Source organism: Mycolicibacterium tokaiense, from assembly GCF_010725885.1.
Taxonomy (GTDB): domain Bacteria; phylum Actinomycetota; class Actinomycetes; order Mycobacteriales; family Mycobacteriaceae; genus Mycobacterium; species Mycobacterium tokaiense.
Window position 1 is genome coordinate 1,843,269 of record NZ_AP022600.1, and the last position, 22,932, is coordinate 1,866,200.

Here is a 22,932-nt window from a genome sequence, read left to right on the forward strand (position 1 = left end):
GTCTAAGAATTGCGTCAGATCTCGCGCAAACCGGGTCTTTGCTGGTGATGGCGACGCGCGCGCACAACAACCTGTTCCGCCGCCGGTCAGGGCGTCGCGCCGCGACGAAATCCGCAGGGCAGCCGCCGGACGGGGGCTTCCAGCTAATTACCTAAGCAATTGATGTGGGGCACGGGGTGACCGGGGTCACTCGCCCATCTAGCTGCACAATGTCCAAAGGTGCTGTTCCGCAGCCGATTTGGCCTTGCAGCCGCGGCGATGGACACAATCGCCGCGGCGGCCCCGCAAACAAAAGTTAGGGTGCGCTAAGTTGGCATGTCAGCCCCCGTTTGGCATATCGTTTTACGACTTTGTCATGACCCCGTGATGGGCCGCCGTTCAGCGCTGCACGGAAGCCGCGGGTCACGACAGCACGAAGGAGCGAACCGAGGGGCCGCAGCCAAAAGCCTCTCGAGTTGCGGTGAGCGTGGACAACCACCGCAAGCAGTACACATAGTCCGTCTCTCTTCATGAAGGGCCAGGTGGGACCGCCGGTGGCAAGAGGACCCCAGGGGATGTACAACCCCGCCTACGAGCACGATTCCTGTGGTGTGGCCATGGTGGCCGACATGCACGGCCGTCGCAGTCGCGACATCGTGGACAAGGCGATCACCGCACTGCTCAACCTCGAACACCGCGGCGCCCAGGGCGCCGAACCCAACACCGGCGACGGCGCGGGCATCCTCATCCAGGTGCCCGACGAGTTCCTGCGCGCGGTAGTGCAGGAGAAGGAGGCCTTTGAGCTTCCGCCGCTCGGCCAGTACGCCACCGGCATCGCGTTCCTGCCGCAGTCGCGCAAGGACGCCACCCGGGCGTGCGAAGCCGTCGAGAAGATCGTCGAGGCCGAGGGTCTCAAGGTGCTCGGCTGGCGCGACGTGCCCACCGACGAGTCGTCGCTCGGTGCGCTCGCCCGCGACGCCATGCCCACCTTCCGTCAGCTGTTCATCGCCGGGGAATCGGGCATGGAGCTGGAACGGCGCGCCTACGTGATCCGCAAGCGTGCCGAGCACGAACTGGGCACCCGCGGACCCGGCCAGGACGGCCCCGGACGCGAAACCGTTTACTTCCCAAGCCTTTCCGGCAACACCCTGGTGTACAAGGGCATGCTGACCACCCCGCAGCTGCGGGCCTTCTACCTGGATCTGCAGGATCAGCGGATGACCAGCGCGCTGGGCATCGTGCACTCGCGCTTCTCCACCAACACCTTCCCGTCCTGGCCGCTGGCGCACCCGTTCCGGATGGTCGCCCACAACGGTGAGATCAACACCGTCAACGGCAACGAGAACTGGATGCGGGCCCGCGAGGCGCTGATCCACACCGACGTCTTCGGGTACCACAACGACCTGAACAAGATCTTCCCGGTCTGCACCCCCGGGGCCTCCGACACCGCCCGCTTCGACGAGGTGCTCGAGCTGCTCTACCTGGGCGGACGCAGCGTCGCCCACGCGATGCTGATGATGATCCCGGAGGCCTGGGAGCGCAACGAGACCATGGACCCGGCCCGCCGGGCGTTCTATCAGTACCACGGCTCTCTGATGGAACCGTGGGACGGCCCGGCCTCGGTCTGCTTCACCGACGGCACCGTGATCGGCGCGGTGCTGGACCGCAACGGCCTGCGGCCGTCGCGCATCTGGGTCACCGACGACGGCCTGGTGGTGCTGGCCTCCGAAGCCGGCGTGCTGGACCTGGAGCCGTCGAAGGTGGTGCGCCGGATGCGGCTGCAGCCTGGCCGGATGTTCCTGGTGGACACCGCACAGGGCCGCATCGTCTCCGACGAGGAGGTCAAGGCGGAACTGGCCGCCGAGCACCCCTACCAGGAGTGGCTGGACGCCGGACTGTTCCACCTCGACGACCTGCCGCAGGGCAACTACGTCCGGATGCCACACCACCGCGTGGTCGCGCGCCAGCAGATCTTCGGCTACACCTACGAGGAGCTGAACCTGCTGGTGGCGCCGATGGCGCGCACCGGAGCCGAAGCGCTGGGCTCGATGGGCACCGACACCCCCATCGCCGTGTTGTCCAAGCGGCCGCGGATGCTCTACGACTACTTCCAGCAGCTGTTCGCGCAGGTGACCAACCCGCCGCTGGACGCCATCCGCGAAGAGGTGGTGACCAGCCTGCAGGGCACCGTGGGTCCCGAGGGCGACCTGCTGAACCCCGACGCCGAATCCTGTCGCCAGATCGTGCTGCCGCAGCCCATCCTGCGCAACGCCGAGCTGGCCAAGCTGGTCAACGTCGACCCTGACCACGAGATCCGCGGCCGCAAACACGGCATGCGCGCAGCCGTGGTGAGCTGTCTGTACCCGGTCGCCGAGGGCGGGGTCGGGCTGCGGCGCGCGCTCGAGGACGTCCGCAAGAAGGTGTCCCAGGCCATCCGCAACGGCGCCCGGATCATCGTCCTGAGCGACCGCGAGTCCAACGAGTGGCTGGCTCCCATCCCGTCGCTGCTCGCGGTGGCCGCCACCCACCACCACCTGGTCCGGGAACGCACCCGCACCCAGGTGGGTCTGGTGGTCGAGTCCGGCGACGCCCGCGAGGTGCACCACATGGCCATGCTCTGTGGCTTCGGCGCGGCGGCCATCAACCCCTACATGGCGTTCGAGTCCATCGAGGACATGATCGACCGCGGCGTGATCACCGGGCTCACCAGCGACCAGGCCAAGGCCAACTACGTCAAGGCCGCGGGCAAGGGAGTGCTGAAGGTGATGTCCAAGATGGGCATCTCCACGCTGGCTTCCTACACCGGCGCCCAGCTGTTCCAGGCCGTCGGCGTCAACCAGCGGGTGCTCGACGAGTACTTCAGCGGGTTGCACTGTCCCACCGGCGGTATCGACCTCGACGACATCGCCGCCGACGTGGCCAGCCGCCACGAGCTGGCCTACCTGGAGCGACCCGACGAGCGCGCCCACCGCGAACTCGAGGTGGGCGGGGAGTATCAGTGGCGTCGCGAGGGCGAATACCACCTGTTCAACCCCGACACGGTGTTCAAGCTGCAGCACTCCACCCGCACCGGGCAGTACAAGGTGTTCAAGGAGTACACCGCGCTGGTGGACGACCAGAGCGAGCGGATGGCCTCGCTGCGCGGCCTGCTGAAGTTCAAAGACGGTGTGCGCGAACCCATCCCGCTCGACGAAGTGGAACCCGCCAGCGAGATCGTCAAGCGCTTCTCCACCGGCGCCATGAGCTACGGCTCGATCTCCGCCGAGGCGCACGAGACGCTGGCGATCGCGATGAACCGCCTGGGCGGACGGTCCAACTCCGGTGAGGGCGGCGAGGACGTCGCCCGCTTCGAGGCCGACCCGAACGGCGACTGGCGGCGCAGCGCCATCAAACAGGTGGCCTCCGGACGGTTCGGTGTCACGTCGCACTACCTGAGCAACTGCACCGACATCCAGATCAAGATGGCCCAGGGCGCCAAACCCGGTGAGGGCGGACAGCTTCCGGGGCACAAGGTGTACCCGTGGGTGGCCGAGGTGCGGCACTCCACCCCCGGCGTGGGGCTGATCTCCCCGCCGCCGCACCACGACATCTACTCCATCGAGGATCTGGCGCAGCTGATCCACGATTTGAAGAACGCCAACCCGCAAGCACGGATTCACGTGAAACTGGTGTCGGAGAACGGCGTCGGGACGGTTGCCGCCGGCGTCTCCAAGGCGCACGCCGACGTGGTGCTGATCTCGGGCCACGACGGCGGCACCGGCGCGACGCCGCTGACGTCGCAGAAGCACGCGGGTGCGCCCTGGGAGCTGGGGCTGGCCGAGACGCAGCAGACGCTGTTGCTCAACGGTCTGCGCGATCGCATCGTGGTGCAGGTGGACGGTCAGCTCAAGACCGGCCGCGACGTCATGGTCGCTGCCCTGCTGGGTGCCGAGGAGTTCGGGTTCGCCACCGCGCCGCTGGTGGTGTCCGGCTGCATCATGATGCGGGTCTGCCACCTCGACACCTGCCCGGTGGGCGTGGCGACCCAGAACCCACTGCTGCGCGAGCGCTTCAACGGCAAGCCGGAGTTCGTGGAGAACTTCATGATGTTCATCGCCGAAGAAGTCCGCGAGCTGATGGCGCAGTTGGGTTTCCGGACCCTCAACGAAGCCGTGGGCCAGGTCAACGCCCTGGACACCACCCGGGCCGCCGAGCACTGGAAGGCCCACAAGCTGGACCTGTCGCCGGTGCTGCACGAACCCGAGTCTGCGTTCATGAACCAGGACCTGTACTGCAGCTCGCGTCAGGACCACGGCCTGGACAAAGCGCTGGATCAGCAGTTGATCGTGCAGTGCCGCGAGGCGCTGGATTCGCAGACGCCGGTGCGCTTCTCGACCACCATCGCCAACGTGAACCGGACCGTGGGCACCATGCTGGGACACGAGGTCACCAAGGCCTACGGAGCCAACGGCCTGCCCGACGGCACCATCGACATCACCTTCGACGGGTCGGCAGGAAACAGCTTCGGCGCTTTCCTGCCCAAGGGCATCACGTTGCGGGTCCACGGCGACGCCAACGACTATGTGGGCAAGGGACTCTCGGGTGGCCGCATCGTCGTCCGCCCGTCGGACACAGTGCCGGCGGACTACGCCGCCGAGGAGAACATCATCGGCGGCAACGTGATCCTCTTCGGCGCCACCAGCGGCCAGGCCTACCTGCGCGGAGTGGTGGGCGAACGGTTTGCCGTGCGCAACTCCGGCGCGCACGCGGTGGTCGAAGGCGTCGGTGACCACGGTTGTGAATACATGACCGGCGGTCGGGTGGTGATCCTCGGCAAGACCGGACGCAACTTCGCTGCCGGTATGTCCGGCGGGGTGGCCTATGTCTACGACCCGGCGGGCGAGCTGGGCGACAACCTCAACACCGAGATGGTGGAACTCGACGCCTTCGACGAGGCGGATCGCACGTGGCTGCACGACACCGTCGGCGCCCACGTCGAGGCCACCGACTCGTCGATCGGCAAACGGATCCTCGCCGACTGGCAGGCAGAGCAGGAGAATTTCGTGAAGGTGATGCCGCGCGATTACAAGCGGGTGCTGCAGGCGATGGCCGAGGCACAGGAGTCGGGCCGCGACGTGTCCGAGGCGATCATGGCGGCCGCTCGTGGGTGACCCGGCCGGCTTCCTGAAGCACACCGTTCGCGAAACGCCGTCGCGCCGACCGGTGATGTTGCGCCTCAAGGACTGGAAAGAGGTCTACGAGGAGTTCAGTCACGACACCCTGCAGGTGCAGGCGTCGCGGTGCATGGACTGCGGGATTCCGTTCTGCCACAACGGCTGTCCGTTGGGCAACTTGATCCCGGAGTGGAACGACCTGGTGTTCCGGAATCGCTGGCGCGAAGCCATCGAACGGTTGCACGCCACCAACAACTTCCCCGAGTTCACCGGCCGGCTGTGCCCAGCGCCGTGTGAGGCCTCCTGCGTGCTGGGCATCAACCAGGATGCGGTGACCATCAAGCAGGTCGAGGTCGAGATCATCGACAACGCCTTCGCCGAGGGCTGGGTGGTTCCGCTGCCCCCGGAGACGCTGACCGGCAAGAAGGTGGCCGTGGTGGGCTCCGGGCCGGCCGGCCTGGCCGCCGCCCAGCAGCTCACCCGCGCCGGACATCAGGTGACGGTGTTCGAGCGCGCCGACCGCATCGGCGGGCTGCTGCGCTACGGCATCCCCGAGTTCAAGATGGAAAAGCGGCACATCGACCGGCGCCTCGAGCAGATGGAAGCCGAAGGCACCGAGTTCCGGGCCGGCGTCAACGTCGGTGTCGACGTCACCGTCGAGCAACTGCAGGAGGACTTCGACGCGGTGCTGCTGTCCGGTGGCGCGACGGCGTGGCGGGATCTGCCGATCCCCGGCCGCGAACTGAACGGCATCCACCAGGCCATGGAGTTCCTGCCGTGGGCCAACCGGGTGCAGCAGGGTGATCCGGTTCTGGGTGAGGACGGCGAACCGCCCATCACCGCCAAGGGCAAAAAGGTCGTGATCATCGGCGGCGGCGACACCGGTGCCGACTGCCTGGGCACCTCACATCGTCAAGGCGCCGCCAGTGTGCACCAGTTCGAGATCATGCCCCGGCCCCCGGAGGAGCGCGCCGACTCGACCCCGTGGCCCACCTACCCGCTGATGTTCCGGGTGTCCTCGGCGCATGAAGAGGGCGGCGAACGGGTGTTCTCGGTCAACACCGAGGCGTTCCTCGGTGACGAGTCCGGCAACGTCCGCGCCCTGAAGGTGCACGAGGTCGAGATGGTCGACGGCAAGTTCCAGAAGGTCGAGGGCAGCGATTTCGAACTCGAAGCCGACATCGTGTTCCTGGCGATGGGCTTCGTGGGGCCGCAGCGGGAAGGTCTGCTGACCGATCTGGGCGTCGAACTGAACGCGCGCGGCAATGTCAGCCGCGGTGACGACTTCCAGAGCACGGTCCCGGGCGTGTTCGTCGCCGGCGACATGGGCCGGGGGCAGTCGCTGATCGTGTGGGCCATCGCCGAGGGGCGGGCCGCCGCCGCCGCGGTGGATGCGTTCCTGGTCGGCGAAACGGCGCTGCCGGCACCGATCACTCCCACGGCGGCGCCGCAGCGGTAACCCGCACAGCGTTCGCCACACAGGTCACAGGCGCACCGGCAGAAACATCAGATGAATCTGTCGGCGCGCCTGTCAGTGTTTGCCATATTCGCGTGATCTGATGTTCTGGCGGAGGGGCCTGCGGTAGCATGAGCCCCGGTTCAGCTATTCCCGATCGCAGGAGTGATAGCGATGCACGTCAACCCGATAACCCGGTCGCGGGTGGGGCGAATCGCCTGGTCATTGTTCCGCCATCCCGTGAAGAGCCGAGAATTCCCCGCCAAGCGGGAGCGCCTGGTCACCGCCGACGAACTGCTGCGCTACGGCGTCTGACCCCGAGCGCGCGCCGTTCGTGAGCGGCGGCCAGCCCTTCTTTGCTCGTTGTTATCGGATTGTTATCCGCGGAGGGCCTCGGCGAGCGGCTCCAGGATGGCCGGGTCGTGCTGCGGCAGATAGATGATCGCCAGGTCCAGGCCCTCGGCGCCCAGGGCGGCAGCCTCGTCGACCACCCGCTGATAGTCCCGGTCCTCGCCGAGGCGCACGTGGGCCGAGAGCATGATCTCCGCGGGGTCGCGACCGATGTCAGCACAGTGTGACGCCAGCACCTCGCGTTTACGGGCGAACTCCGCGGGTGTCCCGCCGACGAAGTTCCAGTGCTGGGCGTACTTGGCGGTGATCTTCAGCGTGCGCTTCTCGCCGTTGCCGCCGATGCAGATCGGCGGATGCGGCTGCTGCGGGCCCTTGGGCTCGTTGCGGGCGTTGCGCAGCTGATAGAAGGTGCCGGCGAAATCGGTGGTCTCGTTGCTCAGCAGGCTGGTGATCACCTCGCACGCCTCTTCGAAGCGGTCGAAGCGTTCCTTGATGGAGCCCAGTTCGATGCCGTAGGCACCCGATTCCTCCTCGTTCCAGCCGGCCCCGATCCCGAGGTCCAAGCGGCCGCCGGAGACGATGTCCAGGGCCGAGGCCATGTTGGCCAGCACCGCCGGATGCCGGTAGTGGATGCCGGTCACCAGCACCCCGACCCGCAGCCGCTCGGTGGCCTGGGCCAGGGCGGTCAGCGTCACCCACCCCTCGAGGCAGGGGCCGGTGGAGTCGGAGAAGATCGGATAGAAGTGGTCGAAGGTCCACCCGGACTCGAAGACGTCGATACCGTCGGCGGCCTGCCAGACCGACAGCATCTCGGCCCAGGTGGTGTTCTGTGGGGAGGTCTTGAAGGCGAATCGCACGTCCACCGACGCTAGTCCTCTTTTCTGGCAGTGCGCGATGAGATAACCGGGCCGGCGGGGTCGGTACTCACATGATCGATCTCACGCACGCCTGCCGCCGCACCGCCGACGTGCTGGCCGATGTCGCAGACCACCACCTCGACGGGCCCACACCGTGCCCGGAGATGACCGTGGGCGACCTGGTGGCCCATGTCGGAATGCTGGCGGTGGCCTTCGCGGCGGCCGCGCGTAAAGATCTGGGGCCGCTGACCGACACGTCCCCGGATGACCAGCCCGCTCAGCTGACACCCGACTGGCGCCACGCCTACCCCGAGCATCTCGCGGACCTGGCGCGGGCGTGGCAGGACCCGTCCGCGTGGGAAGGGATGACGCGGGCCGGTGGGGTGGACCTACCGGGGGACGTGGCCGGGTCCGTGGCGCTGGCGGAGGTGGTGATCCACGGCTGGGACGTGGCCCGCAGCATCGGCCGCCACTACGACGTGGACGACGCCACCGCACGGGCGTGCCTGCAGCACCTCGCGGCTTTCGACACCGCGGGCACCGAGGGTCTGTTCGGGCCCGCGGTGGCCGTCGACGCAGCGGCGCCGGTGCTGGACCGGATCGTCGGCCGCAGCGGTCGCGATCCGCGGTGGTGTCCCTGACCCGGGGCAGACTGGAGCCATGGACCCTGTGACGGCGCTGCGGGAGATCGCGTTCTACAAAGACCGGGCCCGCGAGGAGTCGCGGCGGGTGATGGCCTACCGCAACGCCGCCGACATATTCGAGAACCTGACCGAAGCCCAGCGCCAGAAACACGGCAAGGCCAACAGCTGGCAGACCCTGCCGGGGATCGGGCCCAAGACCGCGACGGTGATAGCCCAGGCCTGGGCCGGCCGCGAGCCGGACACCTTGGCGCAATTGCGTTCGGCGGCAGGTGATCTGGGCGGCGGCGAGATACGGTCGGCGCTGCGGGGGGATCTGCATGTGCACTCCAACTGGTCGGATGGGTCGGCGCCGATCGACGAGATGATGGCCACCGCGGTGCGGCTGGGACATGAGTACTGCGCGCTGACCGACCATTCACCACGGTTGACGGTGGCCAACGGTCTGTCCCCGGAGCGGCTGCGCCACCAACTCGACGTCATCGACGAACTGCGGGAGAGGTTCGCGCCCCTGCGGATCCTGACCGGGATCGAGGTCGACATCCTCGACGATGGGTCGCTGGACCAGGAGCCCGAGCTGCTCGAGCGCCTCGACATCGTGGTGGCCAGCGTGCACTCCAAGCTCAAGATGGACGCCGCGGCCATGACCCGCCGGATGGTGCGGGCGGTGTCCGAGGGCTACGCCGACGTGCTGGGGCACTGCACAGGGCGGCTGGTGACCGGGGGACGGGGCACGCGCGCCGAATCGCAGTTCGACGCCGAGACGGTGTTCACCGCCTGCCGCGACCACGGCACGGCCGTGGAGATCAATTCGCGCCCGGAACGGCGGGACCCGCCGACCCGACTGCTGAAACTCGCCCTGGAGATCGGCTGCCACTTCTCCATCGACACCGATGCGCACGCGCCGGGGCAGTTGGACTTCCTGGGCTACGGCGCCCAGCGGGCGGTGGACAACGAGGTGCCTGCCGAGCGCATCATCAACACCTGGCCGGTGGAGAAGCTGCTGGCGTTCACGGCAGGGTAGGCATCTCCAGCCCCGGGTCGCGGCCGACCAGCACGCCGCGGGTCAACGAGGAGTTGCCGAACTTCTGCCGTACCCGGTCCACAGCCGAGTCCACCGCGAGCAGATCCGGTGCGCTGTCGAAGTTGAGCTCGAGCTGCTGCGCCCCCTCGGTGTCGATGTTGGACACCGCGAAGCCGACCAGGGTGAGCCCACGCTGGCGGATCAGCGGAGCCGCACCGGCCACCAGCTCACGGGCGGCGGCCAGGATGGCCTCGGTGCTGCCGGTGGCCCTGGGCAGGGTGTGTGAACGGGTGGCGCGGCCGAAGTCGTCGAACCGCAGCCGCAGGGTGACGGTGCGCCCGGTCCGGTCCGCGGTGCGCATGCGTCGGGTGATGCGGTCCACGAGGTTGACCACCACGGCGTCGATCTCGCTGTCGGACATGGTGTTCCCGCGGCGGCCCAGCGCACGCTGGGCGCCTACCGAACGCCGCCGCACCCCGGTGACCACGCGGCGCCGGTCGATGTTGTGCGACAGGCAGAACAGTTGGTGCCCCATGCCGCCGCCCACCATGGCCGCCAGCGTGGACTCGCCGAGTTCGGCGACCTGCGCCACCGTGTGGATGCCGTGGGCCCGCAGCTTCTCCTCGGTCTTGGCGCCCACGCCCCACAGCCGGCGTACCGGCAGGGGATGCAGGAACTGCAGTTCGCGGCCGGGCGGTACCAGGAGCAGCCCGTCCGGTTTGGCTTCCTGGCTGGCGACCTTGGCCAGGAACTTGGTGCGTGCGATGCCCACCGTGATGGGCAGCCCCACCTCGTCGCGCACCCGGGAGCGCAACCGGGCGCCGATCCGCACCGGGTCGCCGGCGGTACGGCGCAGCCCGCCGACATCGAGGAACGCCTCGTCCACCGAGACCGGCTCCACCAGGGGTGTGGTGTCCCGGAACACCTCGAACACCGCGGCGCTGGCATCGGAGTACGCCGACATCCGCGGGGGCACCACCACGGCCTGCGGGCACAGCTGCAGGGCCTGGCGCCCGCCCATCGCCGTCTTCACGCCGTACGCCTTGGCCTCGTAACTGGCGGCCAGCACCACGCCGCCGCCGACAATCACCGGCCGCCCGCGCAGCGTGGGATCGTCGCGCTGCTCCACCGACGCATAGAACGAGTCCAGATCGGCATGCAGGATGGTGGCGTCACCGGACACGAACACATGTTCGCATTCGGGGCCGACAGATCAGGGCACCTGGCCGTAGATGCTGTTCAGCCAGATGTGGGTGAGGGTGTCGATCAGGCGGTCCCGGGACACGGCCAGGTCCTCGTCGGCCAGCGCGGCCACCATGGTCCGCTCGTTCATCTCGTTGAGCGCGGTTGCCAGGTCGCGTGCGGGGATGGTCACCGGGGCGGCGCCGCGGGCACGCTCGGCCTCGATCAGCTCGGCGGTCTGACCGATCCAGCGATCCATGAACCTCGACCACAGCGCGCGCAATTCGGGGCCGGTACCGATGGCCTCGGCGGAGGCCTTGCCGAGCACCGGGTCGGAGGCGAAGGCGTCGAAGAAGGTCCCGATGCCGGCGCGCAGGGCCCGGCGCGGTTCGGTGGGCAGGGTCTTCATCGCCGGGAATCCGGTGTCGGCGCGCTGGATCATCGGGTCCAGCAGTGTCAGCAGCACCGCTTCCTTGGACGGGAAGTAGAAGTAGAAGGTGGGTCGCGAGAGACCGGCGCCGCGGGCCAGGTCATCAACGGAGATCTCGGCGTAGGACTTCTCGGCCAGCAGCTGGGCGGCGGTCGCGAGGATGGCCTGTTCCCGGTCCTCGGCGGAGGGCCGGGAGGAGCGCCGGCCGCGTGGCTTGCTGGCAGTGGTCACCGGACAGACTTTACAGGGTGTCGAAATCATCAACAGGGTGTTGACTGCTTCGACACAGCGTTGATACCGTTTGACATATGAGTGAATTTGTCGATGTCGTCATCGTCGGGGCGGGAATCTCCGGAATCAGCGCCGCGTGGCACCTGCAGCAGCGCTGCCCCGGCAAGAGTTTCACCATTCTGGAGGCACGTGCCGACATGGGCGGCACGTGGGACCTGTTCAAGTACCCGGGCATCCGGTCGGACTCCGACATGTTCACCCTGGGGTTCCGGTTCAAGCCGTGGACCTCGGCCAAGTCGATCGCCGACGGCCCGTCGATCCTGGCCTACCTGAAAGAGGCGGCCACCGAGAACGGCATCGACCGGCACATGCGCTTCAACCACAAGGTGGTGGCCGCCGACTGGTCCGATACCGAGAACCGCTGGAACCTGACGGTCGAGGCCAACGGGCAGCGCACCACGATGTCGTGCGGATTCCTGCTGGCCTGCAGCGGCTACTACAACTACGACGAGGGCTACTCACCGCAGTTCCCGGGCGCCGAAGACTTCGCGGGCACCATCGTGCACCCGCAGCACTGGCCCGAGGATCTGGACTATGCGGGTAAGAGGGTGGTGGTGATCGGCAGTGGCGCCACCGCGGTGACGCTCATTCCGGCACTGGTCAATTCGGGGGCCGGACACGTGACGATGCTGCAGCGCACCCCGACCTACATCGGCGCCCTGCCCGACGTCGACCCGGTGGCCGAGAAGGCCAACAAGTACTTGCCGGCCAAGGTCGCCCACGTCATCAACCGATGGAAGGCGATCATCTTCAGCACGTCGCAGTACCAACTGTCGCAACGCTTTCCGAAATACATGCGCAAGACCCTGCTGACCATGGCGGCGCGTCGGCTGCCTGAGGGCTTCGACGTCGAGAAGCACTTCGGGCCCGCCTACAAGCCGTGGGACCAGCGACTGTGCCTGGCGCCCAACGGCGATCTGTTCAAGACCATTCGCAAGGGCAACGCCGACGTCGTCACCGACACCATCGAACGGTTCACCGAGAAAGGCATCCAACTCACCTCGGGTGAGCATCTGGACGCCGACATCATCGTCACGGCAACAGGTTTGAACATTCGCTTCTTCGGCGGTGCCGAGGTGCTGCGCAATGGCGTGCCGATGGACCTGTCGACGTCGGTGGCGTTCAAGGGCATGATGCTCTCCGGTGTGCCGAACATGGTGTTCACCTTCGGCTACACCAATGCCTCGTGGACGCTGAAAGCCGACCTCACCTCCGAGTACGTGGCAAAGCTGCTGAACTACATGGACACCCACGGCTACGACACCGTGGTCCCCGAGGAGCCGGGCGAGCAGGTGGAGCGCCGCCCGTTCGTGGACCTGTCCTCGGGTTACATCCTGCGGGCCATCGACCGGCTGCCGAAGTCCGGCTCGGATGCTCCGTGGCGGCTCAAGCAGAACTACCTGGTGGACCTACGGGTGATCCGGCAGGGCCGGGTCGATGATCCGGCACTGCACTTCACCAAGCACCGTGCGCCGGTGGGGGCTTCGTAGCCCGCTGAACTCGGCCGGCCCTCTCTCCCCCTCGTGCCTCGGGGTCGTCGACCGGCCTAGGGCGCGACCAGGACGATCCCGTCGTCGTCGCTGAAGGCGATATCGCCGGGATGGAAGGTCACCCCGCCGAAGCTGACGGGTACATCACGCTCGCCGGCCCCGGTCTTGGTGCTCTTGCGCGGATTGGTGCCCAGCGCCTTGATACCGATGTCGAGGGTGCGCAGGGTGGCGGCATCCCGGACGGCGCCATTGACGATCAGCCCGGCCCACCCGTTGGAACGGCCCAGCTCGGCGATCAGGTCGCCCACCAGAGCGGTGTGCACCGAGGCGTCGCCGTCGATCACCAGCACCGCGCCACCACCGGGCTCGGAGAGGATGGACTTCAGCAGCGCGTTGTCCTGGAAGCACCGCACCGTCACCACCGGCCCCGCGAAGATGTCGCGACCGCCGAACTGGCGCAGCTGCAGGTCGCAGCTGCGCACGTCGGCGCCGATCTCGTCGACCAGGTCAGCGGTGGCCTTGGGAGTCACAGTCACCGGTGCATGCTAGCCGGGGGTGTTGCGGCGCAGCTGGCGCACCACCAGCACCGCCAGCAGGCTCACCAGCACGGCCACCGCGATCGGCAGTGGCGAGCGTCCCCGCTCCACGGGGACCACCACCGGCGCGGCCACGCTGTCGGAGGCCTTCTCCACCGTCGACTTGGCCTGTGCCGCAGCCTCTTTGGCACCCACGACCACCGACTCGACCGGCGGCGGTGCCTGCGGCGGAACGGCTTCTGGCGCGGCAGCCTTCTTGGCCGGGGCTTTCTTGGCCGGAGCCCTCTTCGCGACCGCTTTCTTGACCGGGGCTGCTTTTTTCGCCGGGGTCTTCTTGGCCGGAGTTTTCTTGGCAACAGCCTTCTTCGCCGGAGGCGCCGGCTGGGCAGGGGGCTCCGGAGCAGCGTCGGGGCGCTTCTCGGGCGGCTCCTGCGGGTCTGCCATCGCACTGCTCCTTCACGTCATCTGCTTGCCGGCCGCATCACCACGATCGTCGACCGCAAGTGCCCCATCATGCCAGGTGGGGCTGTACCCACCGCGGCTCAGCCGGTCACGGTCAGAGCGGCGGCCAAGGTCAGGGCCACCACCATGACGGTCAGCTCGACCACCGACCTGCGGCGCGACTGCGCCGCCGTGACCCGATGCGCGGCCGCCGCGGCCACCCAGCTGCTGCGGTAGCGCGCCGCCAGTGCCACCAGCACCGCGGTGGCCAGGAGCTTGGCCAGCAGGATCCGGCCGTACCCGGTGGTGAACAGGGCGGCCGGCTCCGACAGCCGCAGCACCGCGCTCGCGGTGCCCCCCAGCACCAGGACCGCCACGCAGACCAGCGACAGCCGGGAGTACCGCGGCAGCACCCGCGCCCACTGGCCGCGGGAGCGCACCGTCAGCGCCAGCGCTGCCAGCACCCCGCACCACACCGCCGCGGCCAGCGCGTGCACCACCACGGCCGTGGCGCTGAGAGTGCCCTCGGCCAGGTGCCCCGTCACCGCACGCGCGGTCAACCCGGTGGCTGCGGCACCGGCCGCGGCCAGGCGAACCGCCTGCGAAGGCCGCATCAACATCGCGGTGGCGGCGATGGCGGTGGCCGCCAGCAGGCTGAGCACGCCCGAGCGCCCCGCCGCGGTCAGGGTGACGAATTCCCAGGCGGTGTGCGCGCTGAGCCGGCCGATGCCGACGTCGGACGCCTCGGCCGCGCCGAGCAGCAATCGCACCAGCTCGGCCACCAGCCACAGCGCTGCGGCGGCGACCAGCGGTGTCGATGCGCGGTCCATCAACTCGTCGCGGAACCGGTGCCCGTCGAGCAGATGCACCGCGGCCAGGCCCAGGACCGCGACCGCTGCGACGTCCGCAACCGCACGGACCGCTGCCGCCGACGGCGACAGCAGCGGCTGGGCCAGCAGCCAGGCCACCGCCACGACCACCGCCACCAGCGCGGTGAGCGCCGCGGCGGGACGGACGACGGTCACGACCGGCGCCGGACCGCCCACAGCGCACCACCGGCGACCACCAGGGTGACCCCCACGGCGTACGGCCACACCGGGGCGCCGTCTTCCTGCGGTGCGGGAACCGGTCCCTCGACGGCCGCCGGGGTGGGCGTCGAGGCGGCCGGGGTGGAGGCCGGCGCTGCCGCTTGCGGCGCGGCCTCGGTGGCGGTGAACGACCACGAACCGGAGACCACGTGGCCGTCGGCAGACGTGGCTCGGTAATTCACGGTGTACACGCCGGCCGGGCCCCCGGCCCGCACCGCGATGCCGAGGTCGGCGCCGGTGACGGTGACCTCGCCGTCACCCCACTGGGCGCCGTCGGGGCCGACCACGGTCATGGCGGCGAAAGCGGGCTGCATGTCTTCGTTGAAGGTGGCGGTGACCCGTGGCGGAGGCGTGGGCACCGCGGTGTCCGCGGCCGGGTCGGAGGAGACCAGCGCGGCGTGGGCGGACGCGGCGGGGGCGCAGAGGAAGGCGAGCGCACCCGCCAGCAGGACTGCGGTGACGGCGGCACTCGATGCGCGCAGGAGTGACCGCGATGCGGTTGTCATGGTGATGCGGACTTTCTGGTCGGTGGGTTCGAAGGCGGGGTCAGTACACGCCCGCGGGTGGACCCCGATGCGACAGCGACGCTGCGAGTAACCGAACATGTTGCCGCGGTTGCGGATTCCTGGGGATGCGCGGGACCCGTGGTGGGTGGGCCGGCACCTGCGGCGCCGCCGCGCACCGGCGGACCACCCTGGAGAGCACCTCGGCCGACCTCTGCGCCACGGTCATCAGGGCCGCGCCGACGAGCACCGCGGCGGTGTGTGCGGCGAGCATCAGCTGCCACGAAGCACTCGGCGTCTGGTGCACGTGTCCGGCGGCGGCCAACGCCAGGTGCGCTCCCATCTGCCCGACGGCCAGGATGCCGACCAGGGAGAGTCGCGTGCGGCCATCGGCCACCAGCCCGGTGGTGACGGCGACGGCGGTCAGCAGTGCGGCGGCCGCGCCGGTGGGCCAGCCGCCACCGGCCAGCGCATGTCCGGCGACCGCGAGCGCCGCGGTGAACGCGGCGGCGGTGACAGCACGGAAACCGGACACAGCAGCAGGTGGGTCAGAGCACGCCCAGGCGCGCCATCAGGTCGGCGTCGATGCCGTCGAGCTGCTCGGCGATGGCTGCGTGTGCCGCCCGCCTGCGAGCCGTGGGCATGGATTCGGCGGCGGTGACCGCGGCGGCCAGGTCGGTCAGCCGGTCGCTGATCGCGGAGACGAACTGCTTGGTCTCGGCGTCCTTGGGCTTCTTCTCGGCGACGGTGCGCAGCGACCGCTCGGCACCGGCGATGCGGGCCGAGAGCTGCGCGCCATCTCCGGAGAACTGGCCGAGTTGGGCCAACGGCACCCCGAGCCGGTCGGCGCGGCGTTCGTCGAGCAGACCCCGCGCCGAGGTCGCGGCCCGGTAGACGACGGGCACCAGGATCGGTGCCAGCAGCCGGGTGACGGTCAGTGTGCGCCGGATGCGGGCCGGTGAGAGCAGCTTGCCCTCGCGCGCCGCCTTCAGCTCGGCTTCCGCCACGCGCAGGGCGTTGCGGTCGCTGTCCCGCTGCGCCCGCAGCTGCGCCTTGAGCGACCGGGTCTCGGACCGCATGGCCGACTTGATCCGGCGCTTCTCGTTCTTGGCGTCGAGCTTGGCTTCGAGCTTCGCCTTGGCCTTGATGGCCTTGGCCTCGGCCTTTCGCGTGGCACGGCTCTTTCGCTTGGTGAACAGGCCCATACCTGTCGCCTCCCGGTGCTGTCGTCGCATGTCGCGGCCGATGTCCGCGAGTCCGGGTAAACCCTATCGCCTACTCCGAGGCCGGGTTTTCCGACCTGCGGATATGCGAGAATGGGCCAGAGTTCGAAGCGAACGCCGGGGGTGGCGAGCGCCGCCAACAGGCGCAGGCGTGACGATCGGGATGAACGTGGACGGGTCGCGAGTGCGTGCAGCCGCGATCAGCGCTGCGCTGGCCAGTGGATTGCTGCTCGGCGGCGCCGCCGGTGGTCTGGCGCCGTCGGCCCAGGCGCAGCCCGGTGGACACGGCAGTTCCTCGGACTCCCGTGGCGATGGGAACAAGCCGGGCCGCCCCGACCGACCCGGCAAACCGGACCGACCCGATCGGCCTGACCGCCCCGACCGGCCGGACAAGCCTGATCGTCCGGACAAGCCGGACCGACCCGATCGGCCTGATCGTCCGGACAAGCCGGATCGACCGGACCGACCGGACCGATCGGACCGACCGGACAAGCCCGAACGACCGGATCGCCCCGACGGCCACGGTTGGCCGGGGCACGGCCACGGACCCGATCACGGGGAAGGGCACGGGCACGAGGGTCCGCGCGAAGACCACGAACCCGCAGAACCGGAACAGAATTGCGGGGAGGACCCGGGCGGGGAACCTGGCGAAGAACCCGGAGAAGGCCCCGGTGGTGGTCCGCCGCTCGGCAGCCCGGGCCCGCCCCAGGGCCCGGGGCCGGACAATCCGCCGGCCGGTGGCGGCGGCCATGACGGCTACGACGGGTTCCCCGACGTGCCACGCGGCCCACAGCCGTCGCTGCCGGACATCGGCGACCCCGGTGCCGGCCCGGAAGTCCTCGGCAGCGGGCTCGGGGGCCTGGCCGGGGCGGCCGGTGCACCGGCGCTGGCGCCGATCGCGCCGCCGGTGATCGTCGTTCCCGTTCCGGCAGTGGCCGCCCCCGCCCGCCCCGCGGCGCCGCCGCCGCCCGCGGCCGAACCGGTGGCACCCCGGCCCGCCCAGCAGGCTGCGCCCCAGCCCGCACGTCCCGCCGCACCGCCACCCGGTGCCGGCCCGGTGCGCAACCTCATGCCCGACAGCTACCGCGCCGGTTACCCGCAGTACCTTCGCTCGGCGAAACTCGCCGATATCGCAGGTATTGCACTTCCCGGCGTAGCGGGCATAGTTGCCCTGACGGCGATCGGGGGATTGGTCGGATATCGCCAGGCGAAGGCAGGCCACATCATCCGCGCTGCGGGGACGGTGCGCTTCCTGGAGTGAGGACGTGGGAGGGGGGACATGCCTGCGGGACGACACGTGACCAAAGCGGTCAACGACGTGCTCGAGTTGGCGCCGCGGCGCGGTGAGGTGTCACTGGCGCGCCTGGTCAGCGCGGTGAGCGCGGACCGCGGCCGCCCCATCGAGATCCAGCTCGCCGACCTGCCCGCAGGTGTGTGCGGACAGTGGCGCCAGTACGTCGACCGCGACGTGTTCCTGATCCAGCACGGGCTGCCGACCTGGCAGCGCACCCTCGCCCACGAGCTCGGACACCTGGTGCTCGGACACGAGGGCATCCCGGTGGTCGAAGCGGCGCGCCAAGCCACCGAACTGGCCGGCGAGGACCTCATCGGGTACATGCTCAACCAGCGCACGGGCTGTATGGGCCCCAGCGGCGCCGACGCCGAACAGGAGGCCGAGGACTTCGCCGCGCTGCTGATCTACCGGCTGGGCCGGATGCCGTCGGACCGGTCCTCGATCGTCCAGGTGCGGCTCGGAGAGGCATTTGGTTGACCGTCTGGGTGATCGCCGGGCTGCTCAGCCTGGCGACGGGAGTGCGCATCGGCTGGGCTCTGGTGAACAAGCAATCCCTGGTGAGCACCGCGATGATCATCGCCCTGGGCAGCCTGGCCGCGGTGGCTGCGCTGAACTGGCCGCCCCTGACGCTGTTCCTGGACACGGTGCTGCACTGGCCCAACATCTCGATGGCGTTGAGTCAGGTGGCGCTGATCGGGTGCGCGGCGGGCAGCTGCGTCATGATCACCACCGCCGCGTCCACCCGCAGACCGACGACGGTTCGGCGCATCGCGCTGATCCAGTACGGCGTGGCTGCGGTGATCGCGATGGTCACGCTGGTGCTGTTCTTCGCCGGCGGCCAGCGGCCGGAGATGTCGCCGCAGGAGTACCTCACCCGCACCCTTGCCACGCCCCGCGTGTCGACCTCCTGGCTGCCGCCCCTGCTCTATGTGATGTTGGCGCTGACGCTGGTCTCCTGGGCCGGACTGCGCAATTCCAGCCGCAGTCGGCGGGGCCGCGCCCTGTTCGTGTTCACCGTCGGCATCGTGCTGATCCTCGCTGCCAGCGCCTTCTTCACCATTCAGGCGGTCGGCACCACGCATCTGGTCGGCATCGGTACCGCGGTGACCCTGTTGACCACCGCCATGGTGGTGGTCGCGGCCGGGTCGCTGTTGCCCACCGTCGAGGACTGGGTCGCCGCCCGGCGTGAACTGCGCCTGATCGAACCGCTGCTGGCCGAGTTGGAACGACGGCAACCGGACATCGGCATCGGGGAGCGGCCGCGCGGCCCCCTGGTGTTCCGGGTGGCCGAGCAGCTGTCCCTGATCTCCGACGCCCTGTTCCTCGAGGCGACGTCCGTGCAGCAGTCCGACCGCGACCACCCGCGCGGTGACCGCGCCGAAGCACAGGACGGCACAGCGCCGGAGCAGGCCCGAGCCATCGCCCGCTGGATCCACCAGGGGCCCCGGGCATTTCCCGGTCTGGACACGCTGCGGCAGCCCGACAACTACTCGGACCGGGAATGGATCATCGAGATCGCGCGGCAGTACCGCGATGTCCTGCGGGACGCGTCAGTGCGCGTCTGAGAGTCGCGGACTAATCGTCCAGGTGCTCTTTGCGGCGCAATTCCTCCGCCTTGAGGACCAGATCTTGCTGCGCCTCCGGCGACAACCCGACGGTGCGGGCGGCAATCCGCCGCACGCCCTCGTCGCGCATGTTCGCCAGCCACGTCAGCTCTTTGTCGAGCTTCTCGTAGTACTCGTCGTCGGTGAAGTACGCCGGCTTGATGCGGAAAAAGTTGGCAAGGGCCGTCATCGTTGCGGCGGATGGGTTGGTGCGGTTGCCGGAGCGCAACTGAGACAGGTAGGGCGCAGACATGGTGACGCCCTCCGCCTTGAGTGCGCCGATGACTTCCGCCGACGTATGCGGTCCGCGACCCGGCGGGTACACCGTGTCGAACAGGCGATTCAATCGCGCAGCGAACGTCGTGCTCATTTCTTGGGACCTCCACAGGTGGACATCGCGTTATATCCGTGGCCGTATTTGCTGATCATCGTAGCGAGAGTTGTGACAAGTACCAAGTGCAAACGCCTGACAAATTAACGCCCGTATTCACAGGTTCGCCCGGTAGAACCCGCTCCGGAGCCCTGATCAGGGCGTCAATGGTGATTTGAAGCGCAGGACAGAAGTGTCTGGCCCGAAAATAGCCGGGTTCGTTCGCGTACCGCGTAAACGCTGCCATCGGGGGGTGGCAGCCGATTCGTCCGCGTTACCGGGCAACGATTCCTGAGCGTGAGCTGAGCTGAATTCAGATTTGCTACCGCGCGATGTCACTACGGGATCCGAACCATCTTGACACCACGGGGTTCGCTCTGGGGCTCTCCCGTGTCGTTTACCGGCGGTAATGATCTTCCGTAACCACTCCGGATTCCGTCACCTCAGTGCCCTGCCGGCACCATTGACTCGACACGTGTCAGGTTGGGGCGCAAGGCAGTTGAGGTGACGCGGCATGAGGATAGCCAGAGTGGGTGTGGGGGGTCGCTGCACGTCGAGCTGTGATGATTGCCACAGCGTCGTCGGCCGGACGCAGCGAAGGTCTCAGGCGGCGAGCAGCATCGCCAGGATGGCGGTGTCGGGATGGCTGATCGGGTCGACGCCCACCCGGCTGACCATGGACGTGACCGTACCGTCGTACTCGGCTTCCACCCAGGCGGCGCGGTGCTCAAGGCCCAGGTGCGGCAGCCCCGGCAGCAGGACACAGCCGGAAGCGGCCCCATTGCACTCGGGCAGCGTCGGCGTGGTCTCCGAGGGCGGGTGCAGCATCAGCAGGGCGGGGGGAAACTGGTCAGCGAAGTGGCCGGGCGAGATCGCGGAGTCACCGACTACGGTGCCCTCGGCGAGCACCAGCCCGACGGTGCCCGGGGCAGGCGCCTCGGGAAGCTCCTCGCGGACACCGAAAATCGTTGTGGTGGACAGCAGGCCGGGCCATGAGGCCACCCGAACAGCCACCATCAGCAGTTGCGCCCACTCCTTCGTGGAATCCGGCCAGCGACCCGACACCACAAAACCTTTGAGCGCACCGCCGGAATGGAAGGGGGCGAGTTCGATGGCTCGCCCGGACCCTGAACTCATGTGCCCTCCGCAACTTCGGCTCGGACGGAACGCGCGACACGACGGCGGGTCGGTATCGGACAGGATGAGCCACAGACCCCTTGGCAGGCAAGAGGACACGAGTGCTAACGCGGAACGACCATCTGATGAACAACGGGGCGCCGCGCAGTGCGCGACGCCCCAGTGGGTGAACTGTTCACAAGAGATCAGGCAGGGGGATAGACACCCATCTGCTTGCCCTTGTCGGTCTGCCAGAAGATGTCGGAGATCTCGTCGATGGTGGCCAGCAGTTTCTCGGCGACCGCGGCGTCGAGCGACTTCTTGACGTCGCCCGCGCCGTGGACGCCCTCCCAGAACAGCGTGTGCAGGTTGGGGAACTGCTCGAAGTGGTCCTTGGTGAAGAAGTCGGCCCACAACACCATCAGGTGATGCTTGACCTCTTCGGCCTGACGCTCCTTGATGATGACGGCGCGCGCCTTGAAGTGCTCGTCGTCGGAGTCGTGGTACTTCTGGATGGTCTTGAGGCAGGACAGCGCCTCGATCTTGGCCTGCGCGGGGTCGTAGACACCGCAGTACAGGTCGCAATGGGCATGGGCGGGAGTGGCGTTGGTGAAAAGTCGATGCAGCATGGTCTCAACCTACCCCCGGCGTTGCGGCGCCAAAACCTCGACTGCCGGGTCGTGACCGGGGCGAAACCGCAGCGGCGTTGGCCGGTCCGGCGGTTCCTCGTCGTCGAGCAGTCGATGCTGCCGGCGCTGGCGCCGGGCGACGGGGTGCTGGCCGTGCGGTGCGGGGTGGTGCGGTCCGGTCAGGTGCGGGTTTTTCCGGATCCCGGGCTGCCGTCGCGCTGGTTGATCAAGCGCGTCGGGGCGGTGCACGGAGGAGGTGCCTTCGACGCGGTGTCGGACAACGCCGACGCCGCGGGGGTGGTCGATTCCCGGCAGTTCGGACCGGTGCCGGTGGCCGGTTCCTACGTGGTGGTGTGGACGGTCAGGTCAGGACGACCAGGACCAGGACGCCGAGCAGGATCAATGCGATGACGCCGGCACGCAGGGCCGCCAACAGATAGGAGCGATTGAACGTGGGCGACGACGCATACCAGTGCGGCGGCTGACCCGCGGACTGCGACCCCATCGGTTGCGTTGCCATCACAGACACCTGACCTGCACTATCGATACCGCCCCACGTGAGATGAATCACACGAATAGCCCTGTGACGGCGATCATAAACCGCCAACGGGCCACCAGGAAATTCAGAGCATAACGCCAGCTGCGCGTGGTGCGAAAACGCTCTCGAGCGCCCGGTTACCGCGCAGTCGGCGCCCGGTCGGGCTCGGAAGTTGCCGGAGCTTGTTGATCATGGCTGGACGCTGAGCGGGGTTATCCACAGCCGGGCGCTGTGGAGTGGCTGTATGCGGTGGACAGCGTGCTGGGCAATCGATACGGCCTGTGGACAGAGCTGTGGAAACTGTGGATAGCGGCGATTGCTGCGTGTGCTCCGCTGCTCCGGGGGTGGCTGGGGGATGGCTGGGCCCGCCCGGTGCGTGACAGGATGGCGTCATGGACGACTCGGTTCCCCAGGCAGACGTCCCAGGGCTTCCCGCCGACTTCAGCGCGGACGCGATCCTGCTCGACGTTCGCGAAGACGACGAGTGGCAGCGCGGCCACGCGCCCGGCGCCCAGCACATCCCACTCGGAGACGTGCCGGCGCGCATCCACGAGATCGACGCGGACAAGTCGCTCTACGTCATCTGTCATGCCGGCGGCCGATCGCAGCGTGTCGCCCAGTACCTGCAGCGCCAGGGCTACGAACCGGTCAACGTCAGCGGCGGCATGCTCGCCTGGGCGGGCGCCGGCCGTCCCGTGGTCACCGACGACGGCGGGCCGGGCACCGTCTGATCCTC

24 protein-coding genes are annotated in these 22,932 nt (G+C 68.6%); 11 read left to right on the top strand and 13 right to left on the bottom strand.

The annotated features are described in order from the left end of the window. Positions 1-509: 509 nt before the first annotated feature. From gltB to G6N58_RS30455, 3 genes are all read left to right on the top strand, one after another. A complete protein-coding gene (gene gltB / locus G6N58_RS08840) occupies positions 510-5,129 on the top strand; it encodes a glutamate synthase large subunit (RefSeq protein ID WP_115278980.1) in 4,620 nt (1,539 codons plus the stop codon). After that, positions 5,122-6,591, top strand: coding sequence for a glutamate synthase subunit beta (locus G6N58_RS08845; RefSeq protein WP_115278979.1), 1,470 nt, complete (start codon positions 5,122-5,124; stop codon positions 6,589-6,591). The genes gltB and G6N58_RS08845 overlap by 8 nt, the downstream gene beginning before the upstream one ends. Positions 6,592-6,762: 171 nt before the next feature. Beyond that, entirely contained in the window at positions 6,763-6,903 is a 141-nt protein-coding gene (locus G6N58_RS30455; RefSeq protein ID WP_115278978.1) for a hypothetical protein, read from the top strand. Positions 6,904-6,965: 62 nt separating this feature from the next. On the opposite strand, the gene G6N58_RS08850 is transcribed toward G6N58_RS30455, so the two are convergent. After that, entirely contained in the window at positions 6,966-7,796 is an 831-nt protein-coding gene (locus tag G6N58_RS08850; protein WP_115281627.1) for an LLM class F420-dependent oxidoreductase, read from the bottom strand. Between the two features lie 71 nt (positions 7,797-7,867). Between G6N58_RS08850 and G6N58_RS08855 the strand changes: the two genes are divergently transcribed. After that, positions 7,868-8,437: a TIGR03086 family metal-binding protein gene (locus tag G6N58_RS08855; protein ID WP_115278977.1), complete on the top strand. Its 570-nt coding sequence runs from the start codon at positions 7,868-7,870 to the stop codon at positions 8,435-8,437. A gap of 19 nt (positions 8,438-8,456) precedes the next feature. Further along, entirely contained in the window at positions 8,457-9,461 is a 1,005-nt protein-coding gene (locus tag G6N58_RS08860) for a PHP domain-containing protein (protein ID WP_115278976.1), read from the top strand. On the opposite strand, the gene dinB is transcribed toward G6N58_RS08860, so the two are convergent. Then, positions 9,448-10,650 carry a DNA polymerase IV gene (gene dinB / locus G6N58_RS08865; protein WP_115278975.1) on the bottom strand — a complete coding sequence of 401 codons (1,203 nt, stop codon included), beginning with the start codon at positions 10,648-10,650 and terminating at the stop codon, positions 9,448-9,450. The two genes, G6N58_RS08860 and dinB, sit on opposite strands and share 14 nt — an antisense overlap. Positions 10,651-10,674: 24 nt before the next feature. After that, a complete protein-coding gene (locus G6N58_RS08870) occupies positions 10,675-11,334 on the bottom strand; it encodes a TetR/AcrR family transcriptional regulator (protein WP_163908027.1) in 660 nt (219 codons plus the stop codon). A 47-nt stretch (positions 11,335-11,381) separates the two neighbouring features. On the opposite strand from G6N58_RS08870, the gene G6N58_RS08875 reads away from it, so the two are divergent. After that, complete coding sequence (locus G6N58_RS08875; protein WP_068914402.1) at positions 11,382-12,854, top strand: flavin-containing monooxygenase; 1,473 nt, start codon at positions 11,382-11,384, stop codon at positions 12,852-12,854. Positions 12,855-12,910: 56 nt separating this feature from the next. On the opposite strand, the gene rraA is transcribed toward G6N58_RS08875, so the two are convergent. The 6 genes from rraA to G6N58_RS08905 form a co-directional block, all read right to left on the bottom strand. Beyond that, the gene (gene rraA / locus G6N58_RS08880; protein ID WP_115278973.1) at positions 12,911-13,390 is read right to left on the bottom strand and encodes a ribonuclease E activity regulator RraA; all 480 of its coding nucleotides are present in this window, start codon (positions 13,388-13,390) and stop codon (positions 12,911-12,913) included. A 9-nt stretch (positions 13,391-13,399) separates the two neighbouring features. Continuing rightward, entirely contained in the window at positions 13,400-13,834 is a 435-nt protein-coding gene (locus G6N58_RS08885; RefSeq protein ID WP_115278972.1) for an Rv3852 family protein, read from the bottom strand. 98 nt (positions 13,835-13,932) lie between these two features. After that, complete coding sequence (locus G6N58_RS08890) at positions 13,933-14,856, bottom strand: CopD family protein (RefSeq protein WP_232067791.1); 924 nt, start codon at positions 14,854-14,856, stop codon at positions 13,933-13,935. Further along, the gene (locus G6N58_RS08895; protein ID WP_115278970.1) at positions 14,853-15,425 is read right to left on the bottom strand and encodes a copper resistance CopC family protein; all 573 of its coding nucleotides are present in this window, start codon (positions 15,423-15,425) and stop codon (positions 14,853-14,855) included. Before G6N58_RS08895 ends, G6N58_RS08890 begins: the two co-directional genes overlap by 4 nt. Positions 15,426-15,465: 40 nt before the next feature. Next, positions 15,466-15,957 carry a hypothetical protein gene (locus tag G6N58_RS08900; protein WP_115278969.1) on the bottom strand — a complete coding sequence of 164 codons (492 nt, stop codon included), beginning with the start codon at positions 15,955-15,957 and terminating at the stop codon, positions 15,466-15,468. Between the two features lie 13 nt (positions 15,958-15,970). Next, the gene (locus G6N58_RS08905; protein ID WP_115278968.1) at positions 15,971-16,627 is read right to left on the bottom strand and encodes a DUF6474 family protein; all 657 of its coding nucleotides are present in this window, start codon (positions 16,625-16,627) and stop codon (positions 15,971-15,973) included. A gap of 169 nt (positions 16,628-16,796) precedes the next feature. Here G6N58_RS08905 and G6N58_RS30765 point away from each other — a divergent pair, with 169 nt between their 5' ends. The 3 genes from G6N58_RS30765 to G6N58_RS08925 are packed head-to-tail and all read left to right on the top strand — an operon-like array spanning position 16,797 to position 19,504. Then, the gene (locus tag G6N58_RS30765) at positions 16,797-17,906 is read left to right on the top strand and encodes a hypothetical protein (protein WP_232067792.1); all 1,110 of its coding nucleotides are present in this window, start codon (positions 16,797-16,799) and stop codon (positions 17,904-17,906) included. A gap of 18 nt (positions 17,907-17,924) precedes the next feature. Continuing rightward, positions 17,925-18,416: an ImmA/IrrE family metallo-endopeptidase gene (locus G6N58_RS08920; protein ID WP_115278965.1), complete on the top strand. Its 492-nt coding sequence runs from the start codon at positions 17,925-17,927 to the stop codon at positions 18,414-18,416. After that, complete coding sequence (locus G6N58_RS08925) at positions 18,413-19,504, top strand: hypothetical protein (protein WP_115278964.1); 1,092 nt, start codon at positions 18,413-18,415, stop codon at positions 19,502-19,504. The genes G6N58_RS08920 and G6N58_RS08925 overlap by 4 nt, the downstream gene beginning before the upstream one ends. A 10-nt stretch (positions 19,505-19,514) precedes the next feature. Here G6N58_RS08925 and G6N58_RS08930 read toward each other — a convergent pair whose 3' ends face one another. The 3 genes from G6N58_RS08930 to sodN form a co-directional block, all read right to left on the bottom strand. Further along, positions 19,515-19,913, bottom strand: a complete 399-nt coding sequence (locus G6N58_RS08930; RefSeq protein ID WP_068914412.1) for a helix-turn-helix transcriptional regulator — start codon at positions 19,911-19,913, stop codon at positions 19,515-19,517. A 603-nt stretch (positions 19,914-20,516) separates the two neighbouring features. Then, positions 20,517-21,050: a peptidase gene (locus tag G6N58_RS08935; protein WP_068914413.1), complete on the bottom strand. Its 534-nt coding sequence runs from the start codon at positions 21,048-21,050 to the stop codon at positions 20,517-20,519. 185 nt (positions 21,051-21,235) lie between these two features. Continuing rightward, positions 21,236-21,658, bottom strand: a complete 423-nt coding sequence (gene sodN / locus G6N58_RS08940) for a superoxide dismutase, Ni (protein WP_068914414.1) — start codon at positions 21,656-21,658, stop codon at positions 21,236-21,238. A 51-nt stretch (positions 21,659-21,709) separates the two neighbouring features. Between sodN and G6N58_RS08945 the strand changes: the two genes are divergently transcribed. Further along, positions 21,710-22,069, top strand: a complete 360-nt coding sequence (locus G6N58_RS08945) for a S24/S26 family peptidase (RefSeq protein WP_308213284.1) — start codon at positions 21,710-21,712, stop codon at positions 22,067-22,069. Here the strand turns inward: G6N58_RS08945 and G6N58_RS30460 are convergent. Then, positions 22,020-22,178, bottom strand: a complete 159-nt coding sequence (locus G6N58_RS30460; protein WP_170314333.1) for a hypothetical protein — start codon at positions 22,176-22,178, stop codon at positions 22,020-22,022. The two genes, G6N58_RS08945 and G6N58_RS30460, sit on opposite strands and share 50 nt — an antisense overlap. 410 nt (positions 22,179-22,588) lie before the next feature. Between G6N58_RS30460 and G6N58_RS08950 the strand changes: the two genes are divergently transcribed. Further along, positions 22,589-22,927 carry a rhodanese-like domain-containing protein gene (locus tag G6N58_RS08950; protein ID WP_115278963.1) on the top strand — a complete coding sequence of 113 codons (339 nt, stop codon included), beginning with the start codon at positions 22,589-22,591 and terminating at the stop codon, positions 22,925-22,927. Positions 22,928-22,932 lie beyond the last annotated feature (5 nt).